The 20,680-nt window shown below is 71.2% G+C and carries 20 protein-coding genes and 1 riboswitch; of the genes, 6 read left to right on the top strand and 14 right to left on the bottom strand.

The features are described from left to right. Positions 1-163: 163 nt before the first annotated feature. Together G6W55_RS05590 and G6W55_RS05585 are read left to right on the top strand one after the other, a co-directional pair. Entirely contained in the window at positions 164-934 is a 771-nt protein-coding gene (locus G6W55_RS05590) for an ABC transporter ATP-binding protein (RefSeq protein ID WP_175519610.1), read from the top strand. Positions 935-970: 36 nt separating this feature from the next. Next, entirely contained in the window at positions 971-3,496 is a 2,526-nt protein-coding gene (locus tag G6W55_RS05585; protein ID WP_175519609.1) for an ABC transporter permease, read from the top strand. A 60-nt stretch (positions 3,497-3,556) separates the two neighbouring features. On the opposite strand, the gene G6W55_RS05580 is transcribed toward G6W55_RS05585, so the two are convergent. Together G6W55_RS05580 and G6W55_RS05575 are read right to left on the bottom strand one after the other, a co-directional pair. Then, positions 3,557-4,855 carry a cyclopropane-fatty-acyl-phospholipid synthase family protein gene (locus tag G6W55_RS05580; RefSeq protein ID WP_175519608.1) on the bottom strand — a complete coding sequence of 433 codons (1,299 nt, stop codon included), beginning with the start codon at positions 4,853-4,855 and terminating at the stop codon, positions 3,557-3,559. Between the two features lie 290 nt (positions 4,856-5,145). Next, positions 5,146-6,537 (bottom strand): NAD(P)/FAD-dependent oxidoreductase, encoded by a 1,392-nt coding sequence (locus G6W55_RS05575; RefSeq protein WP_175519607.1) that lies wholly within the window; start codon positions 6,535-6,537, stop codon positions 5,146-5,148. A 468-nt stretch (positions 6,538-7,005) separates the two neighbouring features. On the opposite strand from G6W55_RS05575, the gene G6W55_RS05570 reads away from it, so the two are divergent. Then, positions 7,006-7,278, top strand: a complete 273-nt coding sequence (locus tag G6W55_RS05570; RefSeq protein WP_175519606.1) for a type II toxin-antitoxin system Phd/YefM family antitoxin — start codon at positions 7,006-7,008, stop codon at positions 7,276-7,278. After that, the gene (locus tag G6W55_RS05565) at positions 7,275-7,538 is read left to right on the top strand and encodes a type II toxin-antitoxin system RelE/ParE family toxin (RefSeq protein WP_175519605.1); all 264 of its coding nucleotides are present in this window, start codon (positions 7,275-7,277) and stop codon (positions 7,536-7,538) included. Before G6W55_RS05570 ends, G6W55_RS05565 begins: the two co-directional genes overlap by 4 nt. A 39-nt stretch (positions 7,539-7,577) precedes the next feature. Here the strand turns inward: G6W55_RS05565 and G6W55_RS05560 are convergent, their stop codons facing one another. The 10 genes from G6W55_RS05560 to G6W55_RS05515 form a co-directional block, all read right to left on the bottom strand. Next, the gene (locus tag G6W55_RS05560) at positions 7,578-8,519 is read right to left on the bottom strand and encodes a Ppx/GppA phosphatase family protein (RefSeq protein ID WP_175519604.1); all 942 of its coding nucleotides are present in this window, start codon (positions 8,517-8,519) and stop codon (positions 7,578-7,580) included. Beyond that, positions 8,516-9,058 (bottom strand): DUF501 domain-containing protein, encoded by a 543-nt coding sequence (locus G6W55_RS05555; RefSeq protein ID WP_030792648.1) that lies wholly within the window; start codon positions 9,056-9,058, stop codon positions 8,516-8,518. The genes G6W55_RS05560 and G6W55_RS05555 overlap by 4 nt, the downstream gene beginning before the upstream one ends. 26 nt (positions 9,059-9,084) lie before the next feature. Further along, positions 9,085-9,561, bottom strand: a complete 477-nt coding sequence (locus G6W55_RS05550; RefSeq protein ID WP_030792646.1) for a septum formation initiator family protein — start codon at positions 9,559-9,561, stop codon at positions 9,085-9,087. A 106-nt stretch (positions 9,562-9,667) separates the two neighbouring features. Continuing rightward, positions 9,668-10,954, bottom strand: a complete 1,287-nt coding sequence (gene eno, locus G6W55_RS05545; protein WP_175519603.1) for a phosphopyruvate hydratase — start codon at positions 10,952-10,954, stop codon at positions 9,668-9,670. Between the two features lie 375 nt (positions 10,955-11,329). Next, entirely contained in the window at positions 11,330-12,067 is a 738-nt protein-coding gene (locus G6W55_RS05540; RefSeq protein WP_175519602.1) for a transglycosylase family protein, read from the bottom strand. A 4-nt stretch (positions 12,068-12,071) separates the two neighbouring features. Next, a riboswitch (cyclic di-AMP (ydaO/yuaA leader) is annotated at positions 12,072-12,240 on the bottom strand. A 204-nt stretch (positions 12,241-12,444) separates the two neighbouring features. Beyond that, entirely contained in the window at positions 12,445-13,455 is a 1,011-nt protein-coding gene (locus G6W55_RS05535; protein ID WP_175519601.1) for a transglycosylase family protein, read from the bottom strand. A 208-nt stretch (positions 13,456-13,663) separates the two neighbouring features. Then, complete coding sequence (locus G6W55_RS05530; RefSeq protein ID WP_175519600.1) at positions 13,664-14,998, bottom strand: cytochrome P450; 1,335 nt, start codon at positions 14,996-14,998, stop codon at positions 13,664-13,666. Further along, on the bottom strand, positions 14,995-16,014 hold the full coding sequence (locus tag G6W55_RS05525) for a nucleoside triphosphate pyrophosphohydrolase (RefSeq protein ID WP_175519599.1): 1,020 nt from the start codon (positions 16,012-16,014) through the stop codon (positions 14,995-14,997). The genes G6W55_RS05530 and G6W55_RS05525 overlap by 4 nt, the downstream gene beginning before the upstream one ends. Positions 16,015-16,109: 95 nt before the next feature. Further along, positions 16,110-16,757: a SurA N-terminal domain-containing protein gene (locus tag G6W55_RS05520; RefSeq protein ID WP_175519598.1), complete on the bottom strand. Its 648-nt coding sequence runs from the start codon at positions 16,755-16,757 to the stop codon at positions 16,110-16,112. A gap of 151 nt (positions 16,758-16,908) precedes the next feature. Next, entirely contained in the window at positions 16,909-17,739 is an 831-nt protein-coding gene (locus tag G6W55_RS05515) for a glycoside hydrolase domain-containing protein (RefSeq protein WP_175519597.1), read from the bottom strand. Positions 17,740-17,956: 217 nt separating this feature from the next. On the opposite strand from G6W55_RS05515, the gene G6W55_RS05510 reads away from it, so the two are divergent. Next, positions 17,957-18,331: a hypothetical protein gene (locus tag G6W55_RS05510; protein WP_244368660.1), complete on the top strand. Its 375-nt coding sequence runs from the start codon at positions 17,957-17,959 to the stop codon at positions 18,329-18,331. An 84-nt stretch (positions 18,332-18,415) separates the two neighbouring features. On the opposite strand, the gene G6W55_RS05505 is transcribed toward G6W55_RS05510, so the two are convergent. Then, entirely contained in the window at positions 18,416-19,171 is a 756-nt protein-coding gene (locus tag G6W55_RS05505) for an HNH endonuclease family protein (protein ID WP_309243635.1), read from the bottom strand. A gap of 208 nt (positions 19,172-19,379) precedes the next feature. Here G6W55_RS05505 and G6W55_RS05500 point away from each other — a divergent pair, with 208 nt between their 5' ends. After that, the gene (locus G6W55_RS05500; RefSeq protein WP_030792626.1) at positions 19,380-19,562 is read left to right on the top strand and encodes an antitoxin; all 183 of its coding nucleotides are present in this window, start codon (positions 19,380-19,382) and stop codon (positions 19,560-19,562) included. A 115-nt stretch (positions 19,563-19,677) separates the two neighbouring features. On the opposite strand, the gene G6W55_RS05495 is transcribed toward G6W55_RS05500, so the two are convergent. Further along, positions 19,678-20,592, bottom strand: a complete 915-nt coding sequence (locus G6W55_RS05495; protein ID WP_175519595.1) for a hypothetical protein — start codon at positions 20,590-20,592, stop codon at positions 19,678-19,680. Positions 20,593-20,680 lie beyond the last annotated feature (88 nt).

The raw sequence follows: 20,680 nt of genomic DNA, 5'->3' as shown, positions 1-20,680 counted from the left end.
CCTGTCATCCCCAGGTATGACCCCGGGGGCCGTGGTCCGACCCGAGTCTGCCTTCGGAACCGGAACAGCGGCTGACTACAACGCGGCGCGCGGACGGAACGATGGTTCGAGTCCCGCACACAGACCGTCGTACGGGCCGTCGTCCCGACAGGAGCCCTCACCCGTGACCACCATGCCCCTCTCCGACCGGACCACCGCCGTGGCCGCCCGCGCCACGGAGCTGTCGAAGATCTACGGTCAGGGCGAGACCCAGGTGGTCGCCCTGGACCGGGTCTCCGTCGACTTCCGGCAGGCCGAGTTCACCGCGATCATGGGCCCCTCCGGGTCCGGCAAGTCCACCCTGATGCACTGCGTCGCGGGCCTGGACACCTTCTCCTCCGGTTCCGTGCGCATCGGCGACACCGAACTCGGCTCCCTCAAGGACAAGCAGCTCACCAAGTTGCGCCGGGACAAGATCGGCTTCATCTTCCAGGCGTTCAACCTGCTGCCGACCCTGACCGCCCTGGAGAACATCACGCTCCCCATGGACATCGCGGGCCGCAAGCCCGACAAGGCATGGCTGGACGACGTGATCTCCATGATCGGGCTGTCCGGACGCCTCGGCCACCGGCCCGCCCAGTTGTCCGGCGGCCAGCAGCAGCGCGTCGCCGTGGCCCGCGCCCTGGCCTCCCGGCCCGACATCATCTTCGGCGACGAGCCGACCGGAAACCTCGACTCCCGCTCCGGCGCCGAGGTGCTGGGCTTCCTGCGCAACTCGGTGCGCGACCTCGGCCAGACCGTGGTCATGGTGACCCACGACCCGGTCGCGGCGGCGTACGCGGACCGCGTGATCTTCCTCGCGGACGGCCGGATCGTCGACGAGGTGTACGGGCCGACGGCCGACTCGGTCCTCGACCGGATGAAGCAGTTCGACTCCAAGGGCCGCACAAGCTGACCCCCGTCCGGGACCGACAGGACTGAGAAAACCACCATGTTCCGCACCGCCTTGCGCAATGTCACCGCGCACAAGGCCCGGCTCCTGATGACCGTCCTCGCCGTGATGCTCGGCGTGGCCTTCGTGTCCGGGACCCTGGTCTTCACCAACACCCTCTCCAACGCCCTCCAGAACAGCTCCGCCAAGGGCTTCGGCCAGGTCGACGTCGCCGTCACCGCCAAGGCCCAGGAGGACGTCGGCGACCGGATCGTCAAGACGCCCGAACTGACCGAGGCCCTGCGCGAGCGCAGCGCGAAGGTGCCGGGCGCCGCCTCCGCCGTCGGCGTCGTCACCGGCTTCACCGCCATCGCCGACCGGGACGGCAAGCTCGTCGGCGGCGGCTTCCAGTCCCAGGGCGGCAACTACTGGGGCACCGACGACCCCCGCTACCCGATGGAGAAGGGCGCGGCCCCGCACGGCGCCGACGAGGTCGCCATCGACACCGAGACCGCCCGCCGGGCCGGCTACGACGTCGGCGACACCGTCCGCATCTCGGTCGACGGACCCGTCCTCACCCCGAAGATCACCGGTGTCTTCCGCACCGACGACGGCAATGTCGCGGCCGGCGGCAGCCTCGCCCTGTTCGACACCCCGACCGCCCAGAAGCTGTTCGGCAAGACCGGTACCTACGACGAGATCGACGTCAAGGCCGCCGCCGGCACCTCGCAGGCCGCGCTGAAGTCCGCCCTGGACGCGGCCCTGCCCCAGGGCGAGGTGGAGACCACCACCGCACAGCGACTGGCCGACGACCAGGCCGAGATGATCTCCGCCTCGATGAGCGGGCTGAAGCAGGGCCTGCTGGTCTTCGCCGGGATCGCGCTCTTCGTCGGCACCTTCATCATCGCCAACACCTTCACCATGCTGGTCGCCCAGCGCACCAGGGAACTGGCGCTGCTGCGGGCCGTCGGCGCCTCGCGCCGCCAGGTGACCCGCTCGGTGCTGATCGAGGCGCTGGTGGTCGGCGCGGTGGCGGGCGGCACCGGTCTGGTGGCCGGCATCGGCATCGGCGCCGGACTGCGCTCGCTGATGAACACGCTCGGCGCGACCGTCCCCGACGGACCGCTGGTCGTCTCGCCCGGCACGGTCGCCACCTCGCTGGTGGTGGGCGTCGTCGTCACCGTGCTGGCCGCCTGGCTGCCCGGCCGCCGGGCCGCGAAGATCCCGCCGGTCGCCGCGATGAACAGCGTGCACGCCAAGGCGACCACCAAGTCCCTGGTGCTGCGCAACACCCTGGGCGCGCTGTTCTCCGCGGCGGGTGTCGCCGTGGTGCTGGCCGCGACGACGATGGACGGCTCCGACGGCCAGGCCCCCATGGGGATCGGCGCGGTCCTGCTGATCATCGGCGTGTTCATCCTGACCCCGCTGCTGTCCCGTCCGCTGATCGCGGCCGCCGCGCCCGTCCTGCGGATCTTCGGGATCTCCGGCAAGCTGGCCCGGCAGAACTCGGTGCGCAACCCGCGCCGTACGGCGGCCACGGCGTCCGCGCTGATGATCGGCCTCACCCTGATCACCGGGATGACGGTGATGGCGGGCAGCCTCCAGAAGTCCATCGACAAGATGGCGTCCGCCGCGATCCGCGCCGACTACATCGTGTCCATGGCGAACGGCAACACGCTCTCCCCCGACGTCGAGGAGAAGCTGAGGGCCACCGACGGGGTGACCGCCACCAGCCCGCTGCGCAACGCGCCCGCGCGCATCGGCGGGACGACCGAGTACCTCACCGGCGTCACGCCCGCGATCGGCGAGCTGACCGACCTCAAGGTCGAGGACGGCACGTTCGCGGTCGGCGGCACGAAGGTCGTGGTGGACGAGGACACCGCGAAGGACCACGGCTGGAAGGCCGGTTCGGCCTTCACCGCCGCCTACGAGGACGGCGAGAAGCAGAAGCTGACGGTCGCCGGGGTCTACCAGGGCAACGAGCTGATCCGGGGCATCATGCTGGACGCCTCGGTGCTCGCCCCGCACCAGGAGGACCCGACCGACATGCAGGTCATGGTCAAGACGTCCGGCGGCGCGTCGGACGCGACCAAGGACCGGCTGGAGAAGGCCCTCGGCTCCAACCCGGCCATCAAGGTGCAGAGCAAGCAGGACCTGTCCGACGAGATCGCGCAGATGTTCACGCTGATGCTGAACATGCTCTACGGGCTGCTCGCGATGGCCGTGATCGTGGCCGTGCTCGGGGTGATCAACACGCTGGCGATGTCCGTCTTCGAGCGTTCGCAGGAGATCGGCATGCTGCGGGCGATCGGTCTGGACCGGCGTGCGGTCAAGCGGATGGTCCGGCTCGAATCGCTGGTCATCTCGCTGTTCGGCGGGGTGCTCGGCATCGGCCTGGGCGTGTTCTTCGGCTGGGCGGCCGGTGAACTGCTCGGCACCAGGATGGCCACCTACGAGCTGGTCCTGCCCTGGGACCGGATGGCCGTCTTCCTGCTGCTGGCCGCCGGGGTGGGCGTCCTGGCCGCGCTCTGGCCGGCCCGGCGGGCGGCCCGGCTGAACATGCTGGCGGCGATCAAGTCGGAGTAGGCGGCCGCCGAGAAGGACGAGGGGGAGGGGTTCCGTCGCCGGGACCCCTCCTTCGCCGTGTCAGGGCGTCTCCCGCCAGACGCGGGCCCGCAGGGGCGCCCCGGAGACGCCGGACTCCGGGGTGCGGACGGCCAGGACCTGGTTGACGCCGATCCGGTTGCGTTCGAAGGCGACGGCGCTGGCGGCCATGTAGAGCCGCCAGACCCGGGCCCGGCCGGGCGAGGTGAGGCGGACGGCGCGGGCCCAGTCGGCCTCCAGCCGGGCCACCCACCGGCGCAGGGTGAGGGCGTAGTGCTCGCGGAGCACCTCCACGTCACGGACCTCGAACCCGGCGCGTTCGAGCTGGGTGACGGTGGTGCCGAGGGGGGCCAGCTCGCCGTCCGGGAAGACGTAGGCGTCGATGAACTCGTCGACGTGATAGGCGGTCTCGTCGCGTTCGGGGCGGCGGGCGATCTGGTGGTTGAGCAGCCGGCCGCCGGGCGCGAGCAGCGCGTGCAGGTCGCAGGCGTAGGCGAGGTACTTGTCGGCGCCGACGTGCTCGGCCATCCCGATCGAGGAGATCGCGTCGTACGGCCCGTCGCGCACGTCCCGGTAGTCCTGCACCCTGATCTCCACCCGGTCGGTGAGACCGGCGTCGGCGACGCGCTTACGGGCGTAGGCGGCCTGTTCGCGGGAGAGGGTGATGCCGACGACGGACGCGCCGTGCTCGCGGGCCGCGTGGATCGCCAGCGAGCCCCAGCCGCAGCCGACGTCGAGGAGGCGCTGACCGGGGGTCAGGGCGAGTTTGCGGCAGACGAGTTCGAGCTTGTCGTCCTGGGCCTGTTCAAGGGTGGCGCCGGGGTCCGGCCAGTAGGCGCACGAGTACACCATCGACGGGCCGAGGACGATCTCGTAGAAGTCGTTGCCGACGTCGTAGTGGTGGCTGACGGCCCGGTGGTCGGTGCGGCGGGTGTGGAGGTGGCCGCGGCGGCGGACCTCCTCGCGGGGCGGGGCCGGCGGGACGGGGAGTCCGGCGAGCTTCAGCAGGCCGCGGGCCGCCGACCGGAACTGCGGGTCGCGCAGGGCGCGGGTGAGCGTACGGCCGTCCTCGCCGCGTTCCCAGAAGAGGCCGGAGAGCAGGTCGAGGGCGGTGTAGAGGTCGCCCTCGATGTCGACCTCCCCGGCGACCCAGGCGCGGGCGAGGCCCAGTTCACCGGGCTTGAACAGCAGCCGGCGCAGGGCTCTTCGGTGGCGTACGACGAGGGTGGGCGCGTCGGGAGGGCCGGCCTGCGAACCGTCCCAGGCGCGGACGCGCACCGGGAGCGGGGCCCCCAGTAGCTGTTCGGCGAGTGTGTGGAGCCGCGACGCGGCATCGGCCATGGAGCACACCTCCGTGACGGTGATCCCGGACTGTCCTGACTCCACGTAAACACCTGAGGGGCCCTGTCGCAGTCCCCCACGCGCGTCATGACTGGGCAAACCCACGGGACGGAGGCGGGAGGGCGACGGCGGGGCGGAGGCGGGAGGGCGACGGCGGGACGGTGGCCGGGGGCGGTGGCTGGGGACAGTGGCCGGGGAACGCCGAAGGGGCCGCCCGCACCACGGATGGCGGGCGGCCCCTTCGGGGTGTGCCGGGGTGTGCCGGACGTCCGGCTCGGGGTGACCCGAGGTCAGGACGCCTTGGCCTTCTCGGACTCGGGCTTGGCGGCGGCCGGGGCCGGAGCCGGGGCCGGCTTGGCGGCCTCGTAGAACTCCTCGCGCGGGGACTCCAGGGCGCCGAGGGAGACCACCTCGCGCTTGAGGAACATGCCGAGGGTCCAGTCGGCGAAGACGCGGATCTTACGGTTCCACGTCGGCATCGCCATGCCGTGGTAGCCGCGGTGCATGTACCAGGCGAGACGGCCCTTGACCTTGATCTTCATCTTGCCCATGACGATCATCGCGACGCCCTTGTGGAGGCCGAGGCCCGCCACCGCGCCCTTGTTGGAGTGCGCGTACTCCTTCTGCGGGAAGCCCCGCAGGCCGGCCACGACGTTGTCGCCGAGGACCTTGGCCTGGCGCAGCGCGTGCTGGGCGTTCGGCGGGCACCATGCGTTCTCGACCCCGGCCTTGCGGGCGGCGAGGTCCGGGACCTGGGCGTTGTCTCCGGCGGCCCAGATGTAGTCGGTGCCCTGGACCTGGAGGGTCGGGGCGGTGTCGACGTGACCGCGGGGGCCGAGCGGGAGGCCGTAGCGGGCGAGGACCGGGTTCGGCTTGACGCCGGCCGTCCACACGATCGTGTTGGAGTCGACCTCCAGGCCGTTCTTCAGCACGACGTGGCCGTCGACGCAGGAGTCCATCGAGGTGGAGAGGTAGATCTCCACACCGCGGCTCTCCAGGTGCTCCTTGCCGTACTGGCCGAGCTTGGGGCCGACCTCGGGGAGGATCTTGTCCGCGGCGTCGACGAGGATGAAGCGCATGTCCTCGCGGGACACGGTCTTGTAGTACTTGGCCGCGTCCCGGGCCAGGTCCTCGACCTCACCGATGGTCTCCGCGCCGGCGAAGCCGCCGCCGATGAAGACGAAGGTCAGCGCCTTGCGGCGGATCTCCTCGTCGGTGGTGGAGTCGGCCTTGTCCAACTGCTCGAGGACGTGGTTGCGCAGGCCGATGGCCTCCTCGACGCCCTTCATACCGATGCCCTGCTCGGCGAGGCCGGGGATCGGGAAGGTGCGGGAGACCGCGCCGAGCGCGACGACCAGGTAGTCGAAGGGCAGCTCGTACGCCTCGCCGACCAGCGGGGCGATCGTGGCGACCTTGCGGTCCTGGTCGATGGTGGTGACCCGGCCGGTGAGGACCTCCGCCTTGGGCAGCACGCGTCGCAGCGGGACGACGACATGGCGCGGGGAGATGTTGCCGGCGGCGGTTTCGGGGAGGAAGGGCTGGTAGGTCATGTACGACCGGGGGTCGACGACCGTGACGGTCGCCTCGCCGTAGCGCATCTTCTTGAGAATGCGCCGAGCTGCGTACAGGCCTACGTACCCACCGCCTACTACGAGGATCCTGGGACGCTCCGTGGTGCTCATGCCATCGAGTATCCACCCGCCGGAGGGGGGTCGCTCGTGCGCCCCTTCACAAGCTTCGGGAGGGTGTGTGCTATCCTCCGCGGCCCGCGTGATCCACATCATGGCGCGATGCGGGAACCAGCGTGTAGGGCGGGGCGTTGTCAATGCCCCGTGAGCTGCCTCTCCGGGCCCGAACGGCCCCCGTGAGCACCCCGAAACACCCCCGCGCGAGCGCCCCTCGACACCTCCCCACGCGCCTCTTTTGAACACGTTCACACGAGGGTCGCCCCCTCGGAAGGGCCAACCGGCCCTCCTCCACCCTCCGACAGGACCGAATTCCTTGTGAAGAACTTCACGAACTTTCCCGAGGGGCCACGAGGAAGGCCCCCCGAAGGCCCCCTGAAGCCCGCTCAAACGCGCTTACGGCCTGCTCAGCAGAGTGCGGGCGACGCCTAGCGGCGTGTACACGTGAGTGCGTACACTCGATCCATGAGCGACCACACCGTGACCGTCAGGGAAGCTCGCGCACACCTGGCCGAACACATCAACAGGGCCGAGGAAGGCACTCCGACCGTCATCACGCGCAACGGCGCCCCCGTGGCCGCGGTCGTGCCGATCGCCGACTTCGAGGCACTGGAGGAGGCGGCAGACGTGCTGCTGGCCCGCGAGGCGGAGGCGGTCCTGGCCGAGGGCGGGCCCACCGTCTCGATGGCCGAACTCCTGGCGGACCTGTTCAGCGAGCGCGGTGAGGGCACGGCGTGAAGTGCCGGTTCACCACGGCGGCGCAGCGGCAACTCCGGTCCATCAGCCGTCCCGACGCCATGCGCATCCTCACCGCGCTGACCCTGCTCGGTGACGACCCGTACCGCGAGGGCGCCGACATCAAGAAGCTCACGGGCCCGTCGGGGCTCCACCGCCTCCGGGTCGGCGGCCACCGGGTCGCCTACCAGATCAACGACGGCGAACTCGTCGTCCTCGTCGTGAAGGTGGGCGCCCGGCGGGACGTCTACCGCAACCTGTAGCCCTTGTCGCGGCCTGCGCCGCCCCGCCTCACCCACCGCCTACGCCACCGACCACGCGATGCCGTCCAGGATGTCGTGTTCGCTGACCACTACCTCCTGGGCGTCGGTGCGTTCCATGAGGGTCAGGAGGATCAGGGCGCCTGCTGCGATGACGTCGACGCGGCCGGGGTGGAGGGCGCCGATCTCCGTGCGTTCGGTGTGGGTGGAGTGGAGGAGGCGGTCGGTGATCTCGCGGACCTGGGTGCGGGAGACGCGGGAGTGGTGGATGGCCGACGAGTCGTAGGCGGGGAGGTTCTGGGCGATCGCCGAGATCGTCGTGACCGAGCCGGCCAGGCCGACCAGGGTGTGGGCCTCGCGCAGCGGGACCGTCTTCTCGGCGAGGTCGAGGGCCGCCTCGATGTCGGCCCGTATCGCCGCGATCTGCTCCGGCGCCGGCGGGTCCGACACGACGCCGTCGCGGACCAGGTGACGCTCGGTCATGCGCACGCAGCCGATGTCCACGGAGCGCGCGGCGCGCACCGCGCCGTCGCCGACGACGAACTCCGTGGAGCCGCCGCCGATGTCCACCACCAGGTAGGGACGCGTGAGGTCCTGACGTCCGGCCAGTTCGCGGGTGGCGCCGGTGAAGGAGAACTCGGCCTCCTGGTCCCCGCTGATCACCTCGGGTTCGACGCCCAGGATGTCCAGCACCCCGCGCACGAACTCGTCGCGGTTCTCGGCGTCCCGGGAGGCGGAGGTGGCGACGAAACGCAGCCGCCGCGCGCCGAGCACCTCGATGACGGCCGCGTACTCCCGGCAGGCGGCGAAGGTCCGCTCCAGGGCCTCGGGGGCGAGCCGGCCGGTGCGGTCGACGCCCTGGCCGAGCCGGACGATCGTCATCCGGCGGTCCAGCTCGGTCAGTTCACCGGTGGCCGGGTCGCAGTCGGCGACCAGCAGCCGGATGGAGTTCGTGCCGCAGTCGACGGCGGCGACCCGGGTCACCGTCCGCCGTCCTTCGCGTCCGCGTCGGAGGTGATGACGCAGGTGCCCTTGCGCCACCATTCCGGCAGCATGGCGAGCGCCTCGTCGCCGAGCGGGTTCACGCCCGGGCCGGCGGCCAGCGAGTGGGCGACGAGGACGTGCAGGCACTTCACCCGGTCCGGCATGCCGCCCGCGCTCGGGAAGCCCTTCAGCTCCTCGATCTCGTCCCGGCGCCGGATGTAGTCCTCGTGCGCCGCGCGGTAGGCGGCGGCCAGCTCCGGGTCGGTCTCCAGACGGGCCGTCATCTCCTTCATCACGCCGTTCGCCTCCAGCGTGCCGATGGCCGAGTTGGCCTTGGGGCACGTCAGGTAGTACAGCGTCGGGAAGGGTGTGCCGTCGGGGAGGCGGGGGGCCGTCTCGACGACGTCCGGCTGTCCGCACGGGCACCGGTGCGCGATCGCGCGCAGCCCGCGCGGGGGCCGGCCGAGCTGCTGCTTGAATGCCTCGACGTCGGCCTCGGTGGGCTCGGTGCGCGGAGTGGTCGGCGGGGCAGTGTCCATGCCTGTACGAAAATCTCTCTGTCGGTTCACTGGTCGGAGGCGTCGGACTTGTCGACGCCGTCCCAGACGTTCGAGTACCAGGGGCGGTCGGCCGCTCCGAGTCCGGCGCGGGACTGCTTGGCCGCCTCGGGGTCGATCACGACGTATCCGGTCTCCCCCGGCAGCACATAGTGCAGGCGCAACCGGATCTGCTGCTCGGCGTACGCGTCGTCCTGCCAGCGTGCCTTGAGGTCGCGCAGCTCTTCCACCCGCTCGGCGGCCTGCCGCTTCTCCCGCTCCAGATCGGCGATCTCGGCGCGCTGGGAGACGTACTGCCGCATCGGGTAGGCGAGGGCCACGATCAGGGTGCACAGCACCAGCGCCAGCAGGGCCGCGCGGCCGGTGAGCCGGGAGCGGCGGGCCTGGCGCTTGGTCTGGGAGCGGTAGACCCGGGCCGCGGTCTGCTCGCCGAGCAGCCGGATCCTGGTCGTGGTGGAGAAACGGTCCCGGTCCTTGACGGCCATCGGCTCTCCGCCTCCCCTTCCACGTGCGTACGTCCCCGCACACGGTACGGGACCGGGTACGGGGACGTACGTACGACTGGCTGAGGCTTACCCAGGTGGGGTCAGGTCAGCCCTTGAAGCGCGGGAAGGCGCTGCGCCCGGCGTAGACCGCCGCGTCGTCGAGGATCTCCTCGATGCGCAGGAGCTGGTTGTACTTGGCGACGCGCTCGGAGCGGGCCGGGGCGCCGGTCTTGATCTGGCCGCAGTTGGTGGCGACGGCGAGGTCGGCGATCGTGACGTCCTCGGTCTCGCCGGAGCGGTGGGACATCATGCACTTGAAGCCGTTGCGCTGGGCCAGCTCGACGGCGTCCAGCGTCTCGGTGAGCGAGCCGATCTGGTTGACCTTGACGAGCAGGGCGTTGGCGGTGCCCTCCTCGATGCCGCGGGCGAGGCGCTCGGGGTTGGTGACGAACAGGTCGTCGCCGACGATCTGCACCTTGTCGCCGAGGCGGTCGGTGAGGACCTTCCAGCCGGCCCAGTCGTCCTCGAACAGCGGGTCCTCGATGGAGACCAGCGGGTAGGACGCCACCAGCTCCTCGTAGTACTCGGTCATCTCGGCGGCCGAGCGGGACTTGCCCTCGAACTGGTACGTGCCGTCCTTGTAGAACTCGGAGGCGGCGACGTCGAGCGCGAGCGCGATCTGCTCGCCGGGCGCGTAGCCGGCTTCCTTGATCGCTTCGAGGATGAGGTCGAGGGCCTCACGGTTGGAGCCGAGGTTCGGGGCGAAGCCGCCCTCGTCACCGAGGCCGGTGGACAGGCCCTTGGACTTCAGCACCTTCTTGAGGGTGTGGTAGACCTCGGTGCCCCAGCGCAGCGCCTCGGAGAAGGACTCCGCGCCGATCGGGGCGATCATGAACTCCTGGATGTCCACGTTGGAGTCGGCGTGCGAGCCGCCGTTCAGGATGTTCATCATCGGAACGGGCAGCAGGTGCGCGTTCGGGCCGCCCAGGTAGCGGAAGAGCGGGAGGTCGCTGGCCTCGGAGGCGGCGTGGGCGACGGCGAGGGAGACGCCGAGGATCGCGTTGGCGCCGAGGGAGCCCTTGTTGTCGGTGGCGTCCAGGTCGAACATCGCCTGGTCGATCAGGCGCTGCTCGGTGGCGTCGTAGCCGACCAGCTCGGGGCCGATCTGCTCGATGACGGCGAGGACGGCCTTCTCGACACCCTTGCCCTGGTAGCGGTTCGGGTCACCGTCGCGCAGCTCGATGGCCTCGAAGGCGCCGGTGGAGGCGCCGGACGGGACGGCGGCACGACCCGTGCTGCCGTCGTCGAGGCCGACCTCGACCTCGACCGTGGGGTTGCCTCGGGAGTCCAGGATTTCCCGGGCTACGACGACGTCGATGGACGGCACGAGCATCTCCTTCTTGGATGTGACGCTGGGTGTGCGGGGCCGGGTGGGCCTTGCGACTAGAGCCTAACCGCCTTCGGGGCGTCGGCAGCCGACCGACCGTCCCGTGGACAGACAGACCGTCCGGTGGACAGGCAGGCCGTACCCCTAGACCGTACCCATTGTTTCCGCCCGGAACAAAGGGTGGGTGGCGCGGAGGCGAAAAACCGGCGCACGAAAAACCCCGCCCCGGTGCGTACGGGGGAAGACGCACCGGGGCGGGGGCCCGTGAGGACGGGGGGTGACCCTCACGGGGTATTCAGTGTGCGGGGCCCGCTTGTGGGGAAGCTGTGGTCCCGCTGGGGGCCGGGTGTCACCTGGGGGGAGCGACGGCCCGGCCGCGGCTCACTTGAGGTGGAGCTGCTGGCCCGGGTAGATCAGGTCGGCGTCCTGGACGACGCCCTTGTTGAGCTGGAACAGCTTCTGCCAGCCGCCCTTGACCTTGTGCTCGGCCGCGATGGTGCTGAGGGTGTCGCCCTTGACGACCTTGTACTCGCCGTCGCCCTTCTTGACCTTCTTGCCGGTCGGGGTGGTGACGGTCTTGGTGCTCTGCTCGCGCTTGACGACGGCCGGGCGCTCGGCGGAGCGGGAGGCGGCCTGCTGCTCGCCGGCGCGGGAGCCGGTGCTGCCCGCGGTCGGGGCGGCGGACGGGGTCTGGGCCGAGGAGGAGCCGCTGTCGGAGCCGGTCGAGGCGCCGCCGCCGTTGAACGGCGTGCTGGACAGGCCGACGCCGCAGGTCGGCCAGGCACCCTTGCCCTGGCCCGCGAGGACCTTCTCGGCGATGGTGATCTGCTGCGTCTTGGAAGCCAGGTCGGCGCGGGAGGCGTAGGCGGTGCCGCCGTACGCGGCCCAGGTGGAGGCGGAGAACTGGAGGCCGCCGTAGTAGCCGTTGCCGGTGTTGATGGACCAGTTGCCGCCCGACTCGCACTGGGCGACCGCGTCCCACTCGGAGGCGGTGGCGGCGGAGGCGTTGCCGGCGGCCATCAGCGGGGCGGCGACGGCGACACCGGTGACGCCGGCGATCATGGCGGCGCGGGTGGTCTTGGACGGACGGCGGTGCTTGCCCTTACCGGAAAACAGCATGGATCGATCCCCTCACCGACGCCTGCGAGGTGAGCTGTCGGGTTCGGGCCGGTTGAGTTGCCCGGCCGCGCACCTCACGGTGCACGGCTTCACCCCAAGCCGGTTCCGGCGTCGACCGCCGGTTCCGGCACTTACCTTGGGTCCCCCGCTCCTGCCTGCGGCGCTTGACGCGACGACTGTTCCCGGGCCGCCACTGGCAGGATTCGGCGTTGCGACGACCGGGGCCCGGGTTGCCGAGCGGCTCGACCGTAGACACGGAATTCGCGGAATTTCAAAGACGATCAGGGCTTCTGAGACTCATCCCACACTTTCACCAAACCGGACATTCGGCGCGAAGTGTGACGTGAACTCCCGGTGTCTTTGGGGGTGTTCCGGCCCTATTCGGCGCCGGTGTCCAGCGTCTGACCGGGGACGATGGCGCCCGGGTCGGCACCGATGCGCTCCAGGTTCTCCTCGTACAGGGCGCGCCATCCGCCCTCCAGGCCAAGGGAGTCGGTGATGGAGGCGAGGGAGTCGCCGTCCTGGACCGTGTAGATCTCCTCGGCGGCGTGCCGGCCGGCAGAGGCGGGCGCCAGGCCGTCCGCCGGGGCCTCCTCGGCGGTGGCGCCGCGGTGACGGCCGCCGGAGCCGAGGGAGCCGGTGTCGACGAGGCTCCAAGAACCCACGTCCTGCACCCACTTGTCCGACTCGCCCGACTCGTCCGCTTCGGGGCTGCCGGAGGGCGTGCCGCCGCCCGTCGCCACACCGCCCGGTTTCGCGGCACCCTCGGAGGCGGCCGCGTCGTCCTCGTCGGTGGACGAAGCGGACGAAGAGGGGGAAGGGGAAGAAGAGGAGGAAGGGGACGAACTCGCCGGACCCTCGGCGGAGTCGGAGGCGTCGGGCGACGAGGTCGCGCCGGAGCCGGTGGAGCCGCCGGACGCCGAGGAGCCGGACTCCCCCTTGGACAGGTCGGACAAACCAGACGAACCGGATGAACCGTCAGCTATGCCCGTGTCCACGTTCAGCGCGCCGGACTCCTTGGTGAGTCCGGAGGTCAGCCCGCAGGTGCCCCAGGCGCCGACCCCCTCGGCCGCGAGCAGCTTCTGCGCGACGGCTATCTGCTGGTTGCGGCTGGCCAGGTCGGGGCTGGCGGCGTAGTCCAGCCCGCCGTAGGTCTCCCACCGCTCCTGGGTGAGGCTGAGGCCGCCGTACTCGCCGGTGCCCTTGTCGGCGCTCCAGGAGCCGCCGGTCTCGCACTGGGCCACCTGGTCCCACACCGTGCCCTCGGCCGCGCTGGCGCCGGTTGCGGCGAGCAGCGGGATCGCGATGGCGGAGCCGGTCACGCCGGCTGCGACAAGGAGCGCCGGAGCCTGGCGAGGACGACGGTGACGACCGGACCCGGAGAGCATGCGGGGGCCTTTCTCTGGACAGCGTTGACCGGCGCGACAACGGTGCGGACGCATCCGGAACCGTGGATGCCGCGCTGACGAGTGAACGTATCGGCAGACGATCACTTGTCACAAGTTAATGCCGCGCAGATCACGTGAAGATCACAGACTTGAGAGTCGGTCACCTTTGGTCCGCACGCCCGTCACACTGCCGCTGACGTGCGTTCAGTCACGGAGCGGAGATCGCTCCGTCACGCACCGGGGTGGGTTCGGCCGGTGTGAACGCGACCGGCAGGGTGCGCAGTCCGCGCATGATGAGCCCGCCGCGCCATCTCAAGTCGGCCGGGTCCGCGGCGAGTCGGAGGTCCGGCAGCCGGGTGAGCAGGGTGGCGAGCGCGGTCTGTCCCTCCAGCCGGGCCAGCGGGGCGCCCAGACAGTAGTGGATGCCATGGCCGTAGCCGAGGTGCTGGTTGTCGCGGCGGGAGAGGTCGAGGGTGTCCGGGTCGGTGAACCGGGCCGGGTCACGGTCGGCGGCGGCCAGCACGACGAGCACGGGGTCCCCGGCCGCGATGTCCTGCCCGCCGAGGGTGAGCGGCTCGGTGGCGAAGCGCCAGGTGGCCAGCTCCACGGGGCCGTCGAAGCGCAGGAGTTCCTCGACGCCGGTCTCCAGCAGGCCGCGGTCCCCGGCGGCCAGGGAGTCCTGGAGGCGGCGGCGCTGCTCGGGGTGGGTGAGCAGGGCGTAGGTGCCGTTGCCGATGAGGTTGACGGTGGTCTCGAAACCGGCGAAGAGCAGGATGAACGCCATGGCGGCGGCCTCGTTCTCGGTGAGGTGCTCGCCGTGGTCGGAGGCGCGGATGAGACCGGAGATGAGGTCCTCGCCGGGTCCCGGTTCGGCAGGGAGTGCCTGCCGCTTGCGGTGGATCAGCTCGGCGAGATAGCCGCGCATCTTCTTCACCGACCGCGCGACCCCGCCCCGGGGCCCTCCGCCGTGCCGGATCATCATGCCCGCCCAGTCCCGGAAGTCGTCCTGGTCCTCGCGCGGGACGCCGAGCAGGTCGCAGATGGCGTAGATGGGGAGCGGGAAGGCGAAGTCGTGGATGAGGTCGGCGCCGCCCTCCTGGGCGAACCGGTCGATGAGCCGGTCCGTCAACTCCTGCACCCGGGGCGCGAACTCGGCGACCCGGCGCGGGGTGAACGCCTTGCTGACCAGCCGCCGCAGCCGGGTGTGGTCCGGCGGGTCGATGTTCAGCAGATGGGTCATCAGCTCGGCCTTGCGCTCACCGGGGATGCCGGTCTTCCCCTTGGCGTGCGCCGGTTCGTCGTGGTGCGCCGGGTTCTTGGAGAGCCGTTGGTCGGCGAGGGCCTGCTTGGCGTCCCCGTACCGGGTGACCAGCCATGCCTCCACGCCGCTGGGCAGCCGGGTGCGATGCACGGGCGCGTGCTCCCGCAGCCAGGCGTAGGCGGGGTAGGGGTCGGTGGCGAACTCCCAGGAGAACAGCTCGGGGAGGGGGCCGGGGGTGGGAGTGGGAGCAGGTGCGGGATGGGGGGTCGGCTTGCCGGTCACTGCTCGGTTCCCTCGGCTTCCGTGTCTGTTCCCCCTTCTGCCAGCCCTTCGGTCGCGCGGATCGCGTCCCGGTAGGTTCTGGACGCCGCGCGCAGGGCCGCCTCCGGGTCGATGCCCTCGGACTCGGCGCGGGCGGCCAGGGCGAGGAGGTCGTAGCCGAGGCCGCCGGCCGTCGGCACGGGGACCTCCAGGCCCGCCGAGCGGACGCGCGAGGCCAGTTTGGCGGCGAGGGCCAGCGCCGGCTGGTGGAGGGGGATGCCGTCGGTGACGGACTCACGGCGCTTCTCGGCCGCCTTGGTGCGCAGCCAGTGGTCCCTGACCTCCTCCGGGGTGGTGGCGGTGGCGCTCCCGAAGACATGGGGGTGACGGTGGATGAGCTTGGCGACGATCGTGGCCGCCACGTCGTCGACCGAGAAGGGCGCCTCCGGGTCCTCCTCGGCGATCCGGGCGTGGAAGACGACCTGGAGCAGGACGTCGCCCAGTTCCTCGCGGAGTTCGTCGCGGTCGCCGTCCTCGATCGCCTCGACCAGTTCGTACGACTCCTCGACCGCGTACTTGGCGAGGCCCTGGTGGGTCTGGCGGGAGGACCACGGGCACTCGACGCGGATACGGTCCATGACCTGCACCAGGTCGAGGAGACGGGCGCCGGGGAGGTCGTAGGAGGCGGGGAGCAGCTCCAGCTCGGGCATCGACACCCGGCCGGAGCCGGCCAGCCGGGCCAGACCGTCGGTGAGGGCCGGTTCGCCCTCGCCGGTCGCGACGACCACGACCGTGCGGCCGCCGGCGCAGGCGGCGAGCAGGTCCTCGGCGGTCGGGGAGACCTCCTCGACCGCTATGCCCGCCTCCTTGAGGTACGGGAGCTGGGGGTGCGTGCCGTCCGCGCACAGCACCCGGTCCGCCGAGCGCAGGGCCTGCCAGGCGGGCCAGGAGAGCAGGCCGGGGGCGACGCGGTGGCTCGTGGTGAGCAGGACGACCCGGCCCGTCGCGGAGCCGGTGGGTGCGGTCACATCGTTCACACCTCGAACGTAACCCACGCCCGTCGGCCGCCCCGCGCGTTGTCCACAGACCGGCCCGCCCGGTCATATCGTCGGACCAGGCACCCTGGGGAACGTCAGGTCGTCTGCTGGCTGTCCGCGGCCGTGACCTCGCGGACCCACGGGGTCTTGGCGTCGACGCGGCTGACCTTCTTCGGGTCCCAGCTTCCGTAGCGCGGGTTGAGGTCGACGTCGAGTTCCTCGGACGCCTTGGAGAGGTTGTCCCAGAACGCCTGCTGACCCGTGTCCGTGCCGAGCTTGGCGGCCAGCTTCTGGGCCTCCAACTGGAGCCGCAGATTGTCGTCGAGGCGCTGCGGCGGGATGCCGTACTGCTGGAGCCATGCCGTCTCCAGGCCCTTCGCGCCGCCCGCCTGCTGCTCCAGGCCGGTACGCATCGCCTGGACCTCGTTGCGGCTGACGGTGACCCCGGCGTCCTCGGCGGCGCGGTGCAGCACCCGGTCCAGGATCATGCCGTGCAGGGTGTCGCGGGTCAGGGTGCCGGTCTGGGCGACCACCTGCGCGTACTGGGTGTCGTCGGCGACCGCCGCGCGCTGGGCGGCGCGGACCTCGTCCACCCGGTTCTCGAGCTGCGCGACGGTGATGCGCTGGTCGCCGACGACCGCCGCCGCTCCCGGATGCGCGTCGTTGCCGCAGGCGGTGAGGAGGGGGGCGGCCGCGATCGCGGCGGACAGCAGGAGCGCGGTGCGACGACTGCGGCGGTGCAAGGAAACCTCCCGAGGAGATTGTGCGACGGTGCACAAAGTCTTGCGGTGATCGATGGTAGGCAGTGGCGGGCCCGGGGCCAACCCATTCGACCAACGATTCACCGGGACTTCGGGCACCGCCGCGCCCGCACGGTCCGGCTCGGCGTCCGGCTCAGCCGATCAGGGCCACCGGGGCGTCCCACGCGTTGCGGTCGACGGTGATGGTGTAACCGCCGCGCTTCTCCTTGCTGTTCACCATGTACTGGTGGCCCCGGCTGTGGTCGGTGTACAGCTTGGGGTCCCACGGCCAGTCGGTCGTGGTGGTGTTCTTCTTGTCCCACAGCGCGTACCAGAGGTTGCCCGGCAGGTCCGTCCTGTTCGTCGCGGTGGCGATCGCCTTGGCGCTGGAGCTGCTGAAGCCGTAGTAACCCGCGCGGTACGTCTTGGCGCGCAGCGTCTTGGTGAAGGAGCGCACATAGGTCAGCACGGCGTCGTTGCACGCCTTGTTCGTGATGTCGTACGGCTCCATGTCCAGGTAGATCGGGGAGCCGGCCTTCATCCCGAGCGCGGCCGCCTTGGCGATCGCGTCGTTGGCGTTCGCGGCCCCCACGGAGGCGGCGTTGGCCGCGGTGAACTTCTCGGGGTTGGCGCTGGTCTGGCACGGAGGCTGGGCGCCGACGTAGAGCGGGATGAGCTTCCAGCCGGCGGTGTTGACCGACTTCACCCAGGACGCGGTCAGGTTCGGCTGCGCGCAGCCGCGGTTCTTGCCGCCGATGTAGACCGCGGCGGCGCCGTAGAAGCCGTCGGTCTTCCATGCCTTCATCGCCGCGAGCGAGGGCGCCGTGCAGGTGTCGAACGCGCGGCCCGTGTACGTCTTCTGCGCGGGCCAGGTGGTCGCGGCCATGGACGTCTGCGCCGCGATGCCGGCACCGGCGACGACGGCGGCCCCCGCCACGCCCCACGTGATGTATCTGCGCTTCCTCGACTGCCGGTGCTCGGCCATTCCCCACCCCTGTGTTTCGCTCACGCGTTCGCATGTCATGTACGTACGAAGCGATCGCACCTTAGCGTGCGGTGTCCCCGTGATCGGGAAACACCTCTTCCTCCGCGCCACAAGATTCGCTGATGTCCCGGCAAAAGGACGTCCGGCCTGTCGCGGCCCGTTCGTGGCCTACCCTGGCTCCCAGCCGACTTGGGGGGCGATGAGAATGACGACAGCCATGACGACGGGCGCACCGAGACAGTTGCCGGCCGGCTGGATGCAGCGGGTGGCCTGGACGGCCCTGGTGTGGTGCTCGCTGGGGATGCTGGTCTGGGTGCCCTTCCTCTACGTGGCGATCCGCCGCGGACTCCCCTCGGACTGGGGCGCCTTCGCCGCGTTCGCCCTGTACGAGTGCGTGACCCTGCCCTGGGCGGTGATCACCTCCGAGGACGACAGCGACGCGTTCTTCGGGGGCGCGGTGATCGTGACGTTCCTGGTGGCGAGCTGGCTGCTGCTGTTCGCCGTGTTCGACGCCAAGACCCGCCCGGCCCTCGCCCCGGCCTACGGCCAGCCGCCGTACCAGCAGCAGCCCGGGTACCCGTACGGACGTTGACCGCGTGGGCCGGGACGCCCCGGCCCTGACACGGCGGGCCGTGACCCGGCGGGCGGTCGGTCCGCACCCCGGCGCAACAGCCGGTCAGTCCGCGTGGAAGCGGTCCGGGGCGTTCGTCGGGTTGCCGCCGGTGGGGAGCTTCTGGTCGGGGCAGCCCGTCAGGACCTTCTTCATCGCGGCTTTCTCCGCCGCCGTGACCCACAGGCCGTACTTCTTCTTCACGGCGACCTGGGCCGCCACATACGCACAGCGGTAGGACTTGTTCGGCGGCAGCCAGGTCGCCGTGTCGCCGTCGCCCTTGGAACGGTTGGTGCTCGCGTCGACCGCCAGCAGGTTCAGCGGGTCGTTGGCGAGCGCTATCCGCTTTCCGGCGTCCCAGTACTTCGCGCCCTTCTGCCAGGCGTCGGAGAGGGCCACGACATGGTCGATGTCGACCTGGCTCGCGCCGCGCCGGTAGGTGACCTCCTTGCCGGAGTACGGGTCCGACACCAGCACGCCGTAGGAGACCTTGCAGTCGCCGCCGGTGAACCGCACCTCCTTCAGATCGCGCTTGAGGATGTCGTCACGGGTGCCGCAGCCGTTGGAGTCGGTGTCGGCCCAGGCACTGCCGAACCTGGCCCGCTCGTAACCCGTCTTGGGCGCCCGCCCCTTCACGGTCAGCGACTCGGCGGCCGCGAGGGCCGCTCCCCCGCCCGCCGTCGCCCCGGCCCCGCCGGACCCGGTGCCGGCCCCGGAGCCCACACCTGAGTCGGCAAGCTCGTCGCACCCGGCCACGGACCCCATGGCCACGGCACACATCAACGCGACGGCCGCCGCCGTCCCACCCTGTCGACGCCTCACGCGCCCCTCCCCTTGCCCACCCGCTCGTCGCCCCGCCCAGGGCGGCTTCCCCGGCGGACGGGGATCCACACCGGACGCGGATCCCCACACCGTAGCGAGGGGACGCCCGGAGGCGGACAGGAGGTCCAGACCAAAGCGCCCAGAAGTGGGCATCCGGCACAGGTCAGGAATATCGTCGGTGGTGAGTCACCTCGGGAAGGAGCTCTGGATGGGCATCTTCGACAAGTTCCGCCACCACGACAAGGCCAAGGACATGTCGGACACCGCGGAACAGAAGGTCAACGAGAAGACGGGCGGCAAGTACGAGTCCCAGGTCGACGACGCGCAGCAGCGGGCAGAAGGTGCGCTCGGCATGGACCGCGAACGGCCCGATCGGCCCGAGCAGCAGTAGCCGTCGGAGACTCAACGGGAACGACGCCCGCACCAGAGAAGCCGTCCGCGCAGCCCACCTCCCGCGGGCGGCTTCCCTCATGCCCGGCCGCCACCCGCAGCCCCCTGCCCCGCCCTCAGACCTTGCCGATGCCCAGCGTCGTCTCCGAGGGCAGCAGGCCGGAGCCGAGCACCGCGACCCAGTAGTCGCCGAGGAGCGCGGCGAGCCGCTCGCCGGCCTCCGCGCCGAGCGCCCGCCAGGGGCCGATGGCGAGACGGTCGGTGTCCTGCTCGACGCGGCGGCGCAGGTCACGGCCCGCCTCCGTCGCCGTACCGTCCGCCTCGACGAGCCCCCGGGCGGCCAGGCGGTCACGGGCGGCCGCCCATTCGGCGGGGGTCCAGCCGCGGCTCTCGAAGCGCTCGACGGGCGCGGCGCCTATCGCCGCGAAGGACACCAGCGCCTCGACGGGATCGAGTTCGGCGGTGAGCAGGGCGGCGAGATGGCCGTCCCCCCGGTGCTCGCGCAGGATCGTCGCCGCGTGCCAGAGCTGGAGGTGGGGTGTGGCCGGCCAGTCCAGCGCGGCGTTGGCCGCGGCGAGCGGGCGGCCCGCGGTCTGCGCGGCCTCGGCGGCCCGCCGGGCGAGGGCGGCGGCCTCCGCCAGATCCGGACTGTCGACGCGGTCGCCGAAGAGGGTGCGGTAGGCCCGGTCCATGCCGCGCAGCCTGGCTTCAAGGGCGGCCTCGGGGGTGGTGGTCTTCCGTGCGGCGTCGACGTACCGGGCGACCATGGCGGGCGCGAAGCTGTAGAACGCGGACGTCACCGCCTCGGCGCCCACCGGGCCCAACGGCGCGGCGCGCAGCGGGAAGTAGCTCCACCAGCGCTCCTCGGTCGACAGGCCGAGCCTGCCCGCCTCCTCGAAGACCTCCGGCGCGTAGTACAGCACCGCGTGGAGCGGCTCCAGCAGGTGCCAGAGGCGCCGCGCCTGGGCGGCTTCCACGGGCCGGCCGGTTCCGGTGATTCCACTGCTTTCGGTGATTCCGGTGTCCGACATGACTGTTCCCCCTGTCTCCATCCGTCTCCGTGCGTGCCCCCTCGGACGCATCGCACAACTTGACACTGACAAGATTGCCCGCCCATGC

The organism is Streptomyces sp. CAI-85 (genome assembly GCF_013363615.1).
Lineage (GTDB): Bacteria > Actinomycetota > Actinomycetes > Streptomycetales > Streptomycetaceae > Streptomyces > Streptomyces antibioticus_B.
Note: the sequence above shows the minus strand (reverse complement) of the source record. Positions and strands in the feature narration are given on the sequence as shown.

What these genes read in the sequence shown, in the direction of transcription:
- G6W55_RS05585 (WP_175519609.1), top strand. Translation starts at nt 971, where the DNA reads ATGTTCCGCACCGCCTTGCGCAATGTCACCGCGCACAAGGCCCGGCTC.
- G6W55_RS05580 (WP_175519608.1), bottom strand. Translation starts at nt 4,855, where the DNA reads ATGGCCGATGCCGCGTCGCGGCTCCACACACTCGCCGAACAGCTACTG.
- G6W55_RS05575 (WP_175519607.1), bottom strand. Translation starts at nt 6,537, where the DNA reads ATGAGCACCACGGAGCGTCCCAGGATCCTCGTAGTAGGCGGTGGGTAC.
- G6W55_RS05570 (WP_175519606.1), top strand. Translation starts at nt 7,006, where the DNA reads ATGAGCGACCACACCGTGACCGTCAGGGAAGCTCGCGCACACCTGGCC.
- G6W55_RS05555 (WP_030792648.1), bottom strand. Translation starts at nt 9,058, where the DNA reads ATGGACACTGCCCCGCCGACCACTCCGCGCACCGAGCCCACCGAGGCC.
- G6W55_RS05550 (WP_030792646.1), bottom strand. Translation starts at nt 9,561, where the DNA reads ATGGCCGTCAAGGACCGGGACCGTTTCTCCACCACGACCAGGATCCGG.
- eno (WP_175519603.1), bottom strand. Translation starts at nt 10,954, where the DNA reads ATGCTCGTGCCGTCCATCGACGTCGTCGTAGCCCGGGAAATCCTGGAC.
- G6W55_RS05540 (WP_175519602.1), bottom strand. Translation starts at nt 12,067, where the DNA reads ATGCTGTTTTCCGGTAAGGGCAAGCACCGCCGTCCGTCCAAGACCACC.
- G6W55_RS05535 (WP_175519601.1), bottom strand. Translation starts at nt 13,455, where the DNA reads ATGCTCTCCGGGTCCGGTCGTCACCGTCGTCCTCGCCAGGCTCCGGCG.
- G6W55_RS05515 (WP_175519597.1), bottom strand. Translation starts at nt 17,739, where the DNA reads ATGGCCGAGCACCGGCAGTCGAGGAAGCGCAGATACATCACGTGGGGC.
- G6W55_RS05510 (WP_244368660.1), top strand. Translation starts at nt 17,957, where the DNA reads ATGACGACGGGCGCACCGAGACAGTTGCCGGCCGGCTGGATGCAGCGG.
- G6W55_RS05500 (WP_030792626.1), top strand. Translation starts at nt 19,380, where the DNA reads ATGGGCATCTTCGACAAGTTCCGCCACCACGACAAGGCCAAGGACATG.
- G6W55_RS05495 (WP_175519595.1), bottom strand. Translation starts at nt 20,592, where the DNA reads ATGTCGGACACCGGAATCACCGAAAGCAGTGGAATCACCGGAACCGGC.